Source organism: Burkholderia sp. MS389, from assembly GCF_016899425.1.
GTDB classification, from domain to species: Bacteria; Pseudomonadota; Gammaproteobacteria; order Burkholderiales; family Burkholderiaceae; genus Burkholderia; species Burkholderia sola.
In genome coordinates, this window is sequence record NZ_CP045994.1 from 857,401 (window position 1) to 870,941 (window position 13,541).

Consider the following 13,541-nt stretch of genomic DNA (forward strand, 5'->3'; position numbering starts at 1 on the left):
GCGCTCCTTACTGGGCCTGACGCTGCAGGATGTTCGAGAACTCTTCGATGAAGGTCTCGAAGCGGATCGCGAGGCGGTCGATGTCGTGCGCGTAGCGGTTGTACGCGACCACCGCCGGAATCGCGGCGAACAGGCCGATCGCGGTGGCGACGAGCGCCTCGGCGATGCCCGGCGCGACATTCGCGAGCGTGGCCTGCTGCACGTTCGCGAGGCCGCGGAACGAATTCATGATCCCCCAGACCGTGCCGAACAGACCGATGTACGGGCTGACCGAGCCGACCGACGCGAGGAACGCGAGATTGGCTTCGAGCACGTCCATTTCACGCTGGAACGACGCGCGCATCGCGCGGCGCGCACCGTCGAGCACGAGGCCCGGATCGCTGAGGCGCTTTTCCTTCGCCTTCAGGAATTCGCGCATCCCGGATTCGAAGATCCGCTCGAGCGCACCGATCGTGTGGCGGTTGTTGGCCGCGCTTTGATACAGCGCCTGCAGGTCGCCGCCCGACCAGAAATCCTTCTCGAAGCGTTCGGTCTGCGCGCGCGCGCGGCGGATCGCGAACCACTTGCGGAAGATGAAGGTCCACGACATCAGCGACAGCAGCAGCAGCAGCCCCATCACGGCCTGGGCCAGCACGCTCGCGTTGAGGACGAGGGAAATGATCGACAGGTCTTGAACAGTATTCATAGAGGTTTGAGTAACGTCCCTTCGGGAGTGCCCGGCAAGGGCGTCCGGTGTGCGTGCGGCGCGGCGCGCCGGCGAGGCCTGACGCCGAACCTTGCTTAGTATCGAATCAGAACGGCAAGTTCATAGGCTGTGTCTAAACGGCGCTCATGCGAGCTTCGTTGACAAACCAGTCTGCCCCGCGTCGATGACGGGCCCGCGTTGCAGCGCGTCGAGCACGGCCGGCGGGATGGCCGCGGGCCGGATGCCGTGACGGTCGACGCAGCCGAGGCGGATCTGCCCGGCCACGAGCAGCGTGTCGCCGCACCAGGCTTCCTGCGTGAATTCCACCGATGCGCGACCGATGCGTCCGGGGCGGCTCGTGATCGTCAGCGTGTCGTCGAGTCGCGCCGGCGCGCGGTAGTCGAGCGACGTGCTGCGCACGATGAAGATCGCATCGGTCTCGTCGGAGAGCCGACGCTGGTCGACGCCGCATGCGCGAAGCCACTCGGTGCGGGCGCGCTCGAAGAACTTCAGGTAGTTGGCATAGAAGACGATGCCGCCTGCATCGGTATCCTCGTAGTACACGCGCACCGGCCAGGTAAAGCCGGACGGCGCTTCCGGGGAGCGGGTAGGCTGAGTCATGGCGCGCATTCTACCGGAAGGCAAAGATGGGATTCGTAACCGATTCGTAACGGAATGTAGTGCGTCGTGGCACACCGCGGGCCGGCCGGAGCCGGGCCCGCGGCTGCGGGCGACGTGTCAGCCGCGATGGACCGTGAGGCCGGCCGGGGCTTGCGCGACCGGCATCATCTCGATCGTATTGATGTTGACGTGCGCGGGGCGCGTGGCGATCCAGTAGATCGTGTCGGCGATGTCTTCGGCCGTGAGCGGCTGGACGTTCTGATAGACGTTCGCCGCTTTTGCATCGTCGCCGCGGAAGCGGACGTTCGAGAATTCCGTGCCGCCGCACAGCCCCGGCTCGATGTCGGTTACGCGCAACGGCGTGCCGATCAGGTCGGTGCGCAGGTTCAGGCTGAATTGTCTGACGAAAGCCTTGGTCGCGCCGTATACATTCCCGCCCGGATACGGATAGGTGCCGGCCACCGAGCCCAGATTGAAGATATGGCCGCGACCGCGCGCGATCATGCCGGGCAGCAACGCGTGCGTGACGGTCACGAGGCCCGAGCAGTTCGTGTCGATCATGGTCTGCCACTCGTCGAGGCTCGCCTTCTGGGCCGGCTCGACGCCGAGCGCGAGGCCGGCGTTGTTGACGAGCACGTCGAGCGCGGCGAATTCGGCGGGGAGGGCGGCCGGCACGGCTTCGACGGCCGCGCGGTCGCGCACGTCGAGCTCGAACGGCAGCAGCGCGTCGCCGAGTTCGGCCGCGAGCGCGTCGAGACGATCCTTGCGGCGTGCGGTGGCGACGACGCGATGGCCGCCCTTGACGAAGGCGCGGGAGATGGCGGCGCCGAAGCCGGCGGACGCCCCTGTGACGAACACGATCATTGCTGCTCCTGGTCGGTAACGGAATAGCGGGTGGAATCCCGCAAGCCTACTGAGAATGCCGCACCGCGGCAAGACGGCGAAGCGTTCCGGCACGGGCGCGTAGAGTCCGGCCCTCATTGTTTGGAGGCCACTGCCGTGCGGTTGCCTATTCATGACGCATCCAATACACTAATGCGCTCATCACCCCTGCGTGACTGGCGATAGAACCCTTCGGGTTCAAGGTGGAGCATCCCACCGTGAAGCGCGGGGCGCCGTTTTTGCCGTTCGCCTGGGCAGCCGTTGTGCGCCGTCGCGTGCATCGCCGGTGGCTGTCCTGCCTCGCGTCATACGGATTCTTCCGCCACGTCGAGCTGGTCTCGCCAGCAGCGCACCGTACTCGGCCGCTCCGGTCAACCTGTACACACTTAACGGAAACCGTATGTTTGACAGAGCCCAAAGCACCATTGCGAACGTCGATCCCGAAATCTTTGCGGCGATCGAGCAGGAAAACCGCCGCCAGGAAGATCACATCGAACTGATCGCGTCGGAAAACTACACGAGCCCGGCCGTGATGGCCGCACAAGGCTCGCAGCTCACGAACAAGTACGCGGAAGGGTATCCGGGCAAGCGCTACTACGGCGGCTGCGAGTACGTCGACGTGGTCGAGCAGCTGGCGATCGACCGTGTGAAGCAACTGTTCGGCGCGGAAGCCGCGAACGTGCAGCCGAACTCGGGTTCGCAGGCGAACCAGGGCGTGTTCTTCGCGATGCTCAAGCCGGGCGACACGATCATGGGCATGAGCCTCGCGCATGGCGGCCACCTGACGCACGGCTCGCCGGTGAACATGTCGGGCAAGTGGTTCAACGTGGTGAGCTACGGCCTGAACGAAAACGAAGACATCGACTACGAAGCGGCCGAGCAACTCGCGCAGGAACACAAGCCGAAGCTGATCGTCGCGGGCGCGTCGGCGTTCGCGCTGAAGATCGATTTCGAGCGTCTGGCGAAGATCGCGAAGTCGGTCGGCGCATACCTGATGGTCGACATGGCGCACTACGCGGGCCTGATCGCGGCGGGCGTGTATCCGAACCCGGTGCCGCACGCGGATTTCGTGACGACGACGACGCACAAGAGCCTGCGCGGCCCGCGCGGCGGCGTGATCCTGATGAAGGCCGAGTACGAGAAGCCGATCAACTCGGCGATCTTCCCGGGGATCCAGGGCGGCCCGCTGATGCACGTGATCGCGGCGAAGGCCGTGGCGTTCAAGGAAGCGCTGTCGCCCGAGTTCAAGGAATATCAGCAGAAGGTGGTCGAGAATGCACGCGTGCTGGCCGAAACGCTGGTCAAGCGCGGGCTGCGGATCGTGTCGGGCCGCACGGAAAGCCACGTGATGCTGGTCGACCTGCGCGCGAAGCACATCACGGGCAAGGCAGCGGAAGCGGCGCTCGGCGCGGCGCACATCACGGTGAACAAGAACGCGATCCCGAACGACCCGGAAAAGCCGTTCGTGACGAGCGGCGTGCGCCTGGGTTCGCCGGCGATGACGACGCGCGGTTTCGGGCCGGCGGAAGCCGAGCAGGTGGGTAACCTGATCGCCGACGTGCTCGAGAATCCGGAAGACGCAGCGACGATCGAACGCGTGCGCGCGCAGGTCGCCGAGCTGACCAAGCGTTTCCCGGTCTATCGCTGATCGCCGATGCGCTGCCCGTTCTGCCGGCATGACGACACGCAGGTCGTGGACTCGCGCGTGTCCGAAGATGGCGCCGCGATTCGGCGGCGCCGGCGCTGCTCGGCTTGCGACAAGCGTTTCACGACGTACGAGCGGGTCGAGTTGTCCCTGCCGTTCGTCGTGAAGAAGGACGGCAGCCGCACGGAATTCGACCGTCGCAAGATCGTCGCCAGCATGCAACTCGCGCTGCGCAAGCGGCCGGTTGCCGCCGACGCGATCGACGCGGCGGTCGCCCGCATCGAGTATCAACTGCTCGCGACTGGCGAGCGCGAAGTGCGTAGCGAGAAGCTGGGCGAACTCGTGATGAACGAGTTGCGCGGCCTCGATACGATCGCCTATGTGCGCTTCGCATCGGTGTATCGCCAGTTCGAGGACGTTTCCGAATTTGCCGACGTGATCGAAGAGTTCCGTCGCGCCTCTCCCGCCAAGACCCCACGTAAGCGCTGACGCGCTGCGTTCGTTCATCGTCTGCTCCATTGGTTCGATTTGCGCCGATTGTGTCGGTTGCGATCGCATGTCGCCAGTCGGCCGTTCGGCCAATGGCGCACATCCGCACGCGCCGCTACAGTCGTCGCATCACCGTGGCGGAGGACGATTGCGATGGAACCGGGCGCTCAACCCTTTAAGAATGTGGTGCAACGGTCGGGCGGATTCACGCTCGTCGAGCTGATGGTCGCCATGTCGCTGGCAGCGGGGCTCGCGCTCTATGCGGTGCCCACGTTCGACCAGTGGCGCATGCGCGAACGCGTGGATGCCCGTTCGCGCGCGCTGCTCGGTGCGCTGTCGTTTGCGCGTGCCGAGGCAACGCGTCTCGGCGCGCGCGTCACGCTGTGCCGCGCCGGGCGCAACGGCGCCTGTCTGCGTGCCGGTGAGCAATGCGATCCGGCCGAATGGTCGTGCGACTGGATCGTCAGCGGGCAAGTCGACGGGCAGTCGCGTGTGCTGCGACGCTACCCGCGCGATGCCGAAGTGGCCGTCGCGGGCGCCGCGCATGAGCTCGCATTTGCGCCGCCGGTCGGTCAGTCGATCGGCGGCATCCGGCGTTTCGAGGTGCGTCCACGGCGCAGCGTGTCCGGCGCCGACGACGCGCGCGCGTCGCGTTGCGTGCGGATTGCGGCAGGCGGTCGCGCGCGGCTGGTCGCCGGCCGCTGCGACGCGGCGTGATCGCGATGCGCAATGCCATGCGCGGGACGTCGTTGATCGAGGCGACGCTGGCCATCGCGCTGCTCGCCACCGTGATGCTCGCAGTGGCCGGCAGCCAGCTCGCGATGGCGCGTGCGCAGCGCGCGACGATCTGGCGCGAACGCGCGCTGTGGCTGGCCGATGCGCGTATCGAGCGTCTGCATGCTCCCGCGGCGGCCGGCGACGGTCTCGCGGCGCTCGCGGCCGCCTCGTTGCCGGGCGGCGCGATGATGCTCGACGGCGGGCCGGGCGGTGTGCGCTACGCGGTTGTCTGGTGGCGGGGCGGCGATGGACGCGCGTCGGCGCGCTGCGATGGCGCGGGAATGTCGACGCGGCCGCCGTCGTGTGTCCGCATTCCATTTCGCGAGCGGGCGGGCGATGAACGCTGATCGCCGTACGCGTGGCCATACGCTGCTCGAAGTGCTGATCGCGATGACCGTCGGGCTCCTCGTGCTCGCGGCGGCCGGTGCGCTGTACCACGCGCAGCGCATTGCGCAGCGGCGCGCGGAAGACGGGTTCAGGATGCGCGACGCGGCAGCGACCGCGCTGATGCTGATCGGTCAACAGATCCAGATGGCAGGATTCCTGCCGCTCGATGCACAAGCGCCATCGTCGTTGCCGCCGGTGTTCGGGTGTTCGGCGGCGCGCGTGCGGGGTAGCGGCGCACAGGTGCGCTGCGAGCCCGTGCGCCTGTCGTCGGACGCGTTGCTGGTCCGGTATGTCGGCGATGCGGTATCGACGTGGACGACGGTGAACGACCAGACGTCGGATTGCCTCGGGCAGGGTGTCGGCGAGCCGGGCGAAGCTGCGCCGGTGGAGAATCGCTTCGATGCGCATGTCAGCCCGTCGACGGGCGAGCCCGAACTGTATTGCGAAGGAAGCGGCCGTCCGGGCACGCCGCAGCCTGTCGCGGCGGGAATCGATCAGTTGCGCCTGCGCTATTTGCGTCGCGGCGCCACGCAGTTCGTCGACGCCGATGCGATGCGTGCGGACGACTGGCGCGAGGTCGTGGCCGTGCATGTCTGCGTGCGGGCGCGCGGCGAGCCGATGCGCGAACCGACGCCGCATATCGACTGCGACGGCCGCGCCGCCGTTGCATCGGACGGCCGCGCACGTTTGACGCTCGATCGCATCGTCGCGTTGCGGAACGTCGCGCTCGCACCCGACGCTGCGTTACATGATGCAACCCGAGCAAGCGAGGTGGCGCGATGAGCGGCGCAGCACAGTGCGTGCGGGACGACATCTCGCGATGCATCGAGAGAGGCCACGCGCCCGAGCGCACCGTCGCGAGCGGAGGCGACCCGCAGCAGGCCGCATGCGTCGGCGTTCAGGCGATGACCCCGCGCGAGCCCCATATGCGTTTCCGGCCCGCTCGCCGCGCGTGGCGTCGCGATGCAGGCCTTGCATTGCCCGCGGTGATCGCGGTCGGCGCAGCAGTCGCGGCACTGACCGGCACATGGTTCGACGCCGCATTGACGGAGTCGCGCCGCACCCGTGCGTTGTCGGATCGGCTGATCGCATTCCACGCGGCCGATGCCGCGCTGGCCGCGTGCACCGCGCGATTGTTGCGCAGCTCGGCACCGTACGTGAACGAAAGCGACTCGCATGCGGAGCCCGACGCCTGGCGGCGCATGCCGCCGCTGGCGGCTGCCGAAGCGTTCGCGCCTTTCGCCGAATGGCCGATGGCCGCGCAACCGCCGCGATGCCTGATCGAGGCGTGGCGGCGTCCGTCAGCGCAGGCCGGCGACCGCGCTTACCTTGTCACCGCGCGTGGCGTCGGCGCGCACGCGTCGAGCGCCGTGTGGCTGCAACACCAGGTCGCGATACGCGACGGCCACGTCGTCGTGCTGCGCTGGCGTCGTGTCGCGGCGGTGCTTCGATGAACGGCCGCCTGCCGCTGTGCCGAGCGGCCGGCTTCACGCTGATCGAGCTGATGATCGTGCTCGCGATCGTCGCGGTGCTGGCCGGGTGGGGTATCCCGTCGTATCGCGAGCATGTCGTGCGGGTTCACCGCGCGACGGCGGTGTCCGCGCTGTACCGTGCGGCCCAATATCTTGAAACGCTGGACGGCGCGCCGCCCGCGGCGTTGCCGGACGCGCTCGCGCAGGCGCCGCCGGACGGGCATGCCGTGTATCGATTGACGCTCGGGCGGCCGGATGGCGACGACTCGCCGGTGAGCTACGAACTGGCGGCGACGCCGCTCGACACCGGGCCGATGCGCGACGATGCATGCGGCACGTTCACGCTGCGCTCGGACGGGACGAAAGGCAATGCAGGAAGCGAAGGTGTCGACGAACCGGGCGCTGTCTGCTGGGGCCTGCGCTGAGTTCGCCAGGAGGGTGCGCAGCGGCGCATGGCCGCGCGCGGGATGCCGACGGTCAGTCGTCGCGTGGGTCGAGCCCGCGCTCGTCGCGGGACTGCTTCCAGATCCGGTAGACCTCCCATGCGGCGAAGCCGAGCGTGCCCCACTTCAACGCGGGGCCCGTGCTCGCGCGCAGCAGCGAGCGAACGGGTTTCGCCAGCACGAGCGATGCGAGCGAACTCAGCATCGGATACTGGTTGACGAGCTGGCCTAGGCTTGCGTTCAGGTTCTTGGCCGACTGGCCGAACCTGCTGGTCGACAACCCGGGGATGAACACCTTGAGCCAGCTGAAGCGCGTGACGGCGTGGCGCATTTCGGCGGCGGCCTCCGCAAATTCGAGCCGCTCGACTTCGGATCGCAGGATCAGCAATTCCTTGCGGAGCGCGCGGTGCTGCGACGCGCTCCAGTTCGATCGCGACGAAGGGGAGCGGGAGGGATTGCCCGTGATGTTCTGGCTCATGGCGCGTCGGCGAAGTAGGTGGAAGGGACGAGCGCGAGGGCGCTCACGGCTTGCCGCGGAACAGGTCGCGGTCTTTCTCGAGCTCGGCGAGCGTCGCCTCGAATACGGTCGGCGCGTCGCGCAGGCCCGAGCGCGCCTTCAGCGCGCATGCGATGCCGCCAATGGCATACAGCGCGGTGATCGCGGCGAGCGCCTGCCAGCGGTAGGTATCCCAGAACGCGATCGCGATCAACACGGTCAGGCTGATGAGCGCCATCGTCGCGAGCATCATCGCGGCGAGGCCGAGGAACAGCACGCCCATCAGGCGCTCCTTCTCCTCGGCAAGCTCGATGCCCACCAGTTCGAGGCGCGTCTGCAGAAGGCCGATCGCGGAGCCGACGAGGCGGCGCAGCGGTCCTTGACCGGACGGCTGCGAGGAGGTGTCTGTCGTCATGGATGAGAGGCTTGCGCGTGCACTAAGCAGCTAGGACCAAGCCGGCCGGCGCAGGCCGGCTGGCTTCGACGCCCGCGGGCCGCGCGACGCGGCCCGCGGGACGAAACGGCGCAGAGCGCGTTACTTGCGGTTGATCAGCAAGCCGATCAGCACGCCGACGCCGGCGGCCACGCCGATCGACGTCCACGGATGCTCGTGCACGTAGTCGTCGGTCGCGCGCGCGGCCTTCTTGCCTTTCTCGACCACCACGACCTGGACGTCGGCAGCCTTTTCCTTGGCCTGCTTCAGGCGAGACATGGCCTTCTCGCGCAGCTCGGCCGCACGGTCGCCCGTGCTGCTCGCTGCTTGCTTGAGCAGGTCTTCGGCGTCCGAGAGAACGGTTTTGATATCCGACATCAGTTTCTCCTTGTTGATTTCCGACATTGCAACTCCCTTCGTGCTGTCATGCTGCAGGTTCACATCGTAGCGAAACCCCTGCCTGCTGGCGAGCCGGGAAGACACACGGCGGCCGCGCAAGACTGCATGGTAAACGACTTGTAATCATGAACAGAGCGACAAAGGATTGAAAAGTTTCCCTTGCCGCCCACCGTCCTGCCACGACGCCGGGTAAAAATGACAAAAAAGTATGAATATCAAACGGAATATTCGTTCGCACGACCCATGGCTTCCCGTAAGCTGATGGACTGCCCCGCGCTGTCCGGCGCGCGGTTTCAACCAGCATCGTTCGAGGAGGGAACATCATGAGTCTGCGTCTTGGTGACATCGCACCGGATTTCGAGCAGGAATCGAGCCTGGGCACCATCAAGTTTCACGAGTGGCTCGGCAACAGCTGGGGCGTGCTGTTCTCCCATCCGGCCGACTACACGCCGGTGTGCACGACCGAACTCGGGCTGACCTCGAAGCTGAAGGGCGAATTCGAGAAACGCAACGTGAAGGTGATCGCGCTGTCGGTCGACGGCGTCGAATCGCACAAGGGCTGGATCAACGACATCAACGAAACGCAGTCGACGGTCGTGGGCTTCCCGATCATCGCCGACGCGGACCGCAAGGTGTCGCAGCTGTACGACATGATTCACCCGAACGCGAACGAAACGCTGACGGTGCGTTCGCTGTTCGTGATCGACCCGAACAAGAAGGTGCGGCTCACGATCACCTATCCGGCCAGCACGGGGCGCAACTTCGACGAAGTGCTGCGCGTGATCGATTCGCTGCAACTGACCGACAATTACAAGGTCGCGACGCCCGGCAACTGGAAGGATGGCGATGACGTCGTGATCGTGCCGTCGCTGCAGGATCCTGAAGAGCTGAAGAAACGCTTCCCGAAGGGCTTCAACGCGGTGCGTCCGTATCTGCGCCTGACGCCGCAGCCGAACAAGTAAGCATCGGCGGCCCGGAGCCGCGGCTCCGATGACATAAGGCCCGCCCGGCAGCGATGCCGGGCGGGCCTTTTACCTGGCGGCGCGTGCGCGGCATCGCCGCCGTCCGCGTGATGGCCGGATCGTCAGAAGAATGCCTGGATGCCCGTCTGCGCGCGGCCGAGGATCAGCGCGTGGATATCGTGCGTGCCTTCGTACGTGTTGACCACTTCGAGGTTCACGAGATGGCGCGCGACGCCGAATTCGTCGGAGATGCCGTTGCCGCCGAGCATGTCGCGCGCGAGCCGCGCGATGTCGAGCGCCTTGCCGCATGAATTGCGCTTCATGATCGACGTGATCTCGACGGCCGCCGTGCCTTCGTCCTTCATCCGGCCGAGGCGCAGCACGCCTTGCAGGCCGAGCGTGATTTCGGTCTGCATGTCGGCGAGCTTCTTCTGGATCAACTGGTTCGCGGCGAGCGGCCGGCCGAACTGCTGGCGGTCGAGCACGTACTGGCGCGCGGTGTGCCAGCAGGACTCGGCCGCGCCGAGCGCACCCCATGCGATCCCGTAGCGCGCCGAGTTCAGGCAGGTGAACGGGCCGCGCAGGCCGCTCACGTTCGGCATCAGGTTCTCTTCGGGCACGAACACCTCGTCGAGGACGATCTCGCCGGTGATCGACGCGCGCAGCCCGACCTTGCCGTGGATCGCCGGCGCCGACAGGCCCTTCCAGCCCTTCTCCAGGATGAAGCCGCGGATCGCGTCCTTGCCGTTCTCTTCCAGCTTCGCCCACACGACGAACACGTCGGCGATCGGCGAGTTGGTGATCCACATCTTCGCGCCGGACAGCGAGTAGCCGCCCGGCACCTTCTTCGCGCGCGTGACCATGCTGCCCGGATCGGAGCCATGGTTCGGCTCGGTCAGGCCGAAGCAGCCGATCCATTCGCCGGTCGCGAGCTTCGGCAGGTATTTCTGCTTCTGCGCGTCGGAGCCGAATTCGAAGATCGGCACCATCACGAGCGACGACTGTACCGACATCATCGACCGGTAGCCCGAATCGACGCGCTCGACTTCGCGCGCGATCAGCCCGTAGCTCACGTAGTTGAGGCCGGGGCCGCCGTATTCCTCGGGAATCGTCGGGCCGAGCAGGCCGACCTCGCCCATTTCGCGAAAGATGGCCGCGTCGGTGCGTTCGTGGCGGAACGCTTCGGTGACGCGCGGCGCGAGCTTGTCCTGTGCGTACGCTTGCGCGGCATCGCGGACCATCCGCTCTTCTTCGGTCAGTTGCTGGTCGAGCAGCAGCGGATCGTCCCAATGAAAAGTTGCAGCACTCATCGTCTCATCTCCTGTCGGCCCGAGTTAGCGCTTCAGCGCTTACTCGGGCCCCATGCTTTGCGGTCGGCCCGAGTTGGCGCTTCGGCGCTTGCTCCGGGCTGATACCTGAAGTTCGCTTGACTTGCGTTCCGCTGTGCGGAACAATGTTTTGCAAATCGACCTCAGTGTAGCACCGGATGACACTTTCAACCATCGACGACACCCCCATCGACGAGCGCAAGTTCGTCGTCGCGCTCGCGCGCGGGCTCGACCTGCTGCGCGCCTTCCGGCCCGGCGAGACGATGCTGGGCAACCGCGATTTCGCGGAACGCACGGGCCTGCCGAAGGCGACGGTGAACCGGCTCGCCTATACGCTGACCGTGCTCGGCTATCTGCGCTACGACGAGACGCTCGGAAAGTATGCGCTGGACGCCGGCGTGTTGTCGCTCGGCTACGCGCTGCTGTCGGGCTCGGGGACGATCGATCTCGCGCGGCCGCACATGCAGGCGCTCGCGCGCGAAATCGGCGCGGCCGTGTCGCTCGGCTGCCGCGACGGGCTCGACATGATCTATCTGGAGACGATCCGCAGCGAGACCGCGCTGACGCTCGGGCTCGCGCCCGGCTCGCGGCTGTCGATGCTGACGAGCTCGATGGGGCGCGCATACCTGGCCGTGCAGCCGGAGGACGTGCGCCGCGCGCTCTATGCCGAACTGCATCGCGCGGCCGGCGGCGCGGCCGACGCCGATGCACTCGTCGTGGCCGCGCAGCACGCGGTGGCCGAGTTCTCCGAAGGCGGATGCTGCTATTCGTTCCGCGCGTGGCATACGGACGTGAACGCGGCGGCCGTCCCATTTCGCGAGCCGCGCGAGGGGCGCTGGCTGATCCTGAGCTGCAGCGGCCCCGCATCGTCGATGGACGAGGACGTGTTTCGCATGCAGGTCGGGCCGCGACTGAAGGCGCTCGCGCAGCGGCTCGGGCAGACGGTCTGAGCAACCATCGCGCGGGTGTTGCCGTCGCGCGCCAACCGGTTTGTTCGCGGCGAGTGCGGGGAGCGGACGCGTTGCCGTCGCGTATTGCGTGACGGGCGAACCGCGCTCATCATCGTTCGCCTGCTTCCCGACGACGAGGCCTGCCATGGCGCACCCCGAACCGATGGAAGGCGGATGCGCGTGCGGCGCGATCCGCTACCGTATCGCCGACGTTCCGACCGATGCCGGCTTTTGCCACTGCCGGCTCTGCCAGCGCACGACCGGCGCGGCGGTCGTCGCATCGGCATCGGTGCCGATCGACGCATTCGAATACCTGCAGGGCGAACCGGCCGTCTACGCGTCGAGCGCATGGGGCGAGCGGCGCTTCTGCGGCCGTTGCGGCGCGCAGCTCGAATACCGGCGCGCCGACGCGCCGCGGACGGTCGAGATCAATTACGCGACGCTCGACGAGCCGTCGCGGCTGCGTCCGGCGTGGCACGTCTGGTACGGCGACCGTTTCCCGGGCATCGAGATCGACGACGATCTACCGAAGTACGACGACGGTGGTAGAGAATAGGCCGCACATCGGTGTCGAGCGCGCGCACAAGCGCCTTCGACCTTTCTGCGTGAACGAACGAACGAACGAACAAACAAACAAACAAACAAGGAACCGGCCGCCGCGCCACGTTACGTGCTGAAACCCGGTTCCCTGAGCAACACGACACCGGAGTCCGCCATCCGGCGTGCCGCTCCCGGGCGCCTTCCCCGCCGATCCCTCAGACCGTCACGACCTTCGCGAACACCGGCCCCTGCATGAACCGCACGTCGTGCTGGCGCAGCAGCTCGCACTGCGTCTCGTCGACGACGCCGTCGAAGATCAGCGGAATCCGCACGCGCTGCGCATAGGCGACGAGCGCCTTGACCATCCCGTCGCGCAATGCGATGCCCGCATCCATCTTGATGTAGTCGGGGCGCGCCATATCCGATTCGACCGCGAGGATGCGGCCGGGGTCGGGCAGCTTGTCCGCGACCTTGAAACCGTGATGCTGGTAGCTGCGCGTCAGGTAGCCGAGGAACGTCTTGTGGGCGACCGCGACCGCCGGCAGCTCGATCACGATCCGCTCGGTCGGCAGCCCGAAGCGCTGCAGCACCGACGAGAAATGCTTGCCGTGGTCGTACTTCACGCTCTTGAGCAGCCGCTCGTGCACGCGCAGGAACAGCAGCCCGTGGCGCTGCGCGCCGAAGAAATTGATCGCGTGCAGCGCGCGCGACAGGCGGTCGATCGCGACCAGCGTCTGGTCGTCGACGGCCGCGTCGACCGGATCGTGCTGCGCGCCGGTGACGAGCGTGACGGCCTGAAAGCCGAGCTCGTCGCCGTAGCGCTCGATCGCGTCGGCGAACGACGTCGATTGCGGCGAGCCGGGCATCGTCACGTCGTAGATCGGCTCGTACGCGCTGGCGAGCGTGCGCTCGGGCAGGTTCGCGCACGCGGTCCCGCCTTCTGCAAGCGCGAGGTGCTCCCGCAGATACGGCAGTTGCCCGGCACGGGTGACCAGCTCGGGGATGGTAGGCGGAATCATCGGCGTGAAAAGG

General features: G+C 67.0%; 18 protein-coding genes and 1 riboswitch. Of the genes, 10 read left to right on the forward strand and 8 right to left on the reverse strand.

The window, feature by feature from the left end:
- Positions 1-7: 7 nt before the first annotated feature.
- From tolQ to GJG85_RS03955, 3 genes are all read right to left on the reverse strand, one after another.
- On the reverse strand, positions 8-685 hold the full coding sequence (gene tolQ / locus GJG85_RS03945) for a protein TolQ (RefSeq protein WP_006476795.1): 678 nt from the start codon (positions 683-685) through the stop codon (positions 8-10).
- Positions 686-829: 144 nt separating this feature from the next.
- Positions 830-1,315: a tol-pal system-associated acyl-CoA thioesterase gene (gene ybgC, locus GJG85_RS03950; RefSeq protein ID WP_050011741.1), complete on the reverse strand. Its 486-nt coding sequence runs from the start codon at positions 1,313-1,315 to the stop codon at positions 830-832.
- A 108-nt stretch (positions 1,316-1,423) separates the two neighbouring features.
- The gene (locus GJG85_RS03955; RefSeq protein ID WP_050011740.1) at positions 1,424-2,170 is read right to left on the reverse strand and encodes an SDR family NAD(P)-dependent oxidoreductase; all 747 of its coding nucleotides are present in this window, start codon (positions 2,168-2,170) and stop codon (positions 1,424-1,426) included.
- Positions 2,171-2,350: 180 nt separating this feature from the next.
- Positions 2,351-2,451: riboswitch (ZMP/ZTP riboswitch) on the forward strand.
- 137 nt (positions 2,452-2,588) lie between these two features.
- On the opposite strand from GJG85_RS03955, the gene glyA reads away from it, so the two are divergent.
- From glyA to GJG85_RS03990, 7 genes are all read left to right on the forward strand, one after another.
- Positions 2,589-3,836: a serine hydroxymethyltransferase gene (gene glyA, locus GJG85_RS03960; RefSeq protein ID WP_050011739.1), complete on the forward strand. Its 1,248-nt coding sequence runs from the start codon at positions 2,589-2,591 to the stop codon at positions 3,834-3,836.
- Positions 3,837-3,842: 6 nt separating this feature from the next.
- Entirely contained in the window at positions 3,843-4,322 is a 480-nt protein-coding gene (gene nrdR, locus GJG85_RS03965) for a transcriptional regulator NrdR (RefSeq protein WP_050011738.1), read from the forward strand.
- A 153-nt stretch (positions 4,323-4,475) separates the two neighbouring features.
- On the forward strand, positions 4,476-5,039 hold the full coding sequence (locus GJG85_RS03970; RefSeq protein WP_050011737.1) for a GspH/FimT family pseudopilin: 564 nt from the start codon (positions 4,476-4,478) through the stop codon (positions 5,037-5,039).
- A gap of 5 nt (positions 5,040-5,044) precedes the next feature.
- Complete coding sequence (locus tag GJG85_RS03975) at positions 5,045-5,446, forward strand: hypothetical protein (RefSeq protein ID WP_204383675.1); 402 nt, start codon at positions 5,045-5,047, stop codon at positions 5,444-5,446.
- On the forward strand, positions 5,436-6,269 hold the full coding sequence (locus GJG85_RS03980) for a PilW family protein (protein WP_204383676.1): 834 nt from the start codon (positions 5,436-5,438) through the stop codon (positions 6,267-6,269). The genes GJG85_RS03975 and GJG85_RS03980 overlap by 11 nt, the downstream gene beginning before the upstream one ends.
- Positions 6,270-6,412: 143 nt before the next feature.
- Complete coding sequence (locus GJG85_RS03985) at positions 6,413-6,940, forward strand: pilus assembly protein (RefSeq protein ID WP_176015610.1); 528 nt, start codon at positions 6,413-6,415, stop codon at positions 6,938-6,940.
- Positions 6,937-7,383 (forward strand): type IV pilin protein, encoded by a 447-nt coding sequence (locus tag GJG85_RS03990; protein ID WP_089488190.1) that lies wholly within the window; start codon positions 6,937-6,939, stop codon positions 7,381-7,383. The genes GJG85_RS03985 and GJG85_RS03990 overlap by 4 nt, the downstream gene beginning before the upstream one ends.
- Before the next feature lie 52 nt (positions 7,384-7,435).
- Here the strand turns inward: GJG85_RS03990 and GJG85_RS03995 are convergent, their stop codons facing one another.
- From GJG85_RS03995 to GJG85_RS04005, 3 genes are all read right to left on the reverse strand, one after another.
- On the reverse strand, positions 7,436-7,879 hold the full coding sequence (locus GJG85_RS03995; protein WP_089488191.1) for a DUF3318 domain-containing protein: 444 nt from the start codon (positions 7,877-7,879) through the stop codon (positions 7,436-7,438).
- A 43-nt stretch (positions 7,880-7,922) separates the two neighbouring features.
- The gene (locus tag GJG85_RS04000; RefSeq protein ID WP_050011732.1) at positions 7,923-8,312 is read right to left on the reverse strand and encodes a phage holin family protein; all 390 of its coding nucleotides are present in this window, start codon (positions 8,310-8,312) and stop codon (positions 7,923-7,925) included.
- Between the two features lie 120 nt (positions 8,313-8,432).
- Positions 8,433-8,735 (reverse strand): YqjD family protein, encoded by a 303-nt coding sequence (locus GJG85_RS04005; RefSeq protein WP_006494044.1) that lies wholly within the window; start codon positions 8,733-8,735, stop codon positions 8,433-8,435.
- A gap of 317 nt (positions 8,736-9,052) precedes the next feature.
- Here GJG85_RS04005 and GJG85_RS04010 point away from each other — a divergent pair, with 317 nt between their 5' ends.
- The gene (locus GJG85_RS04010; RefSeq protein ID WP_006476788.1) at positions 9,053-9,691 is read left to right on the forward strand and encodes a peroxiredoxin; all 639 of its coding nucleotides are present in this window, start codon (positions 9,053-9,055) and stop codon (positions 9,689-9,691) included.
- A 122-nt stretch (positions 9,692-9,813) separates the two neighbouring features.
- On the opposite strand, the gene GJG85_RS04015 is transcribed toward GJG85_RS04010, so the two are convergent.
- The gene (locus GJG85_RS04015) at positions 9,814-11,001 is read right to left on the reverse strand and encodes an acyl-CoA dehydrogenase (RefSeq protein ID WP_050011731.1); all 1,188 of its coding nucleotides are present in this window, start codon (positions 10,999-11,001) and stop codon (positions 9,814-9,816) included.
- A 176-nt stretch (positions 11,002-11,177) separates the two neighbouring features.
- Between GJG85_RS04015 and GJG85_RS04020 the strand changes: the two genes are divergently transcribed.
- On the forward strand, positions 11,178-11,969 hold the full coding sequence (locus GJG85_RS04020) for an IclR family transcriptional regulator (protein ID WP_050011730.1): 792 nt from the start codon (positions 11,178-11,180) through the stop codon (positions 11,967-11,969).
- Between the two features lie 145 nt (positions 11,970-12,114).
- Positions 12,115-12,525 carry a GFA family protein gene (locus tag GJG85_RS04025; RefSeq protein WP_124555676.1) on the forward strand — a complete coding sequence of 137 codons (411 nt, stop codon included), beginning with the start codon at positions 12,115-12,117 and terminating at the stop codon, positions 12,523-12,525.
- A 199-nt stretch (positions 12,526-12,724) separates the two neighbouring features.
- Here GJG85_RS04025 and GJG85_RS04030 read toward each other — a convergent pair whose 3' ends face one another.
- A complete protein-coding gene (locus tag GJG85_RS04030) occupies positions 12,725-13,528 on the reverse strand; it encodes an EAL domain-containing protein (RefSeq protein WP_069616654.1) in 804 nt (267 codons plus the stop codon).
- Between the last annotated feature and the right edge of the window lie 13 nt (positions 13,529-13,541).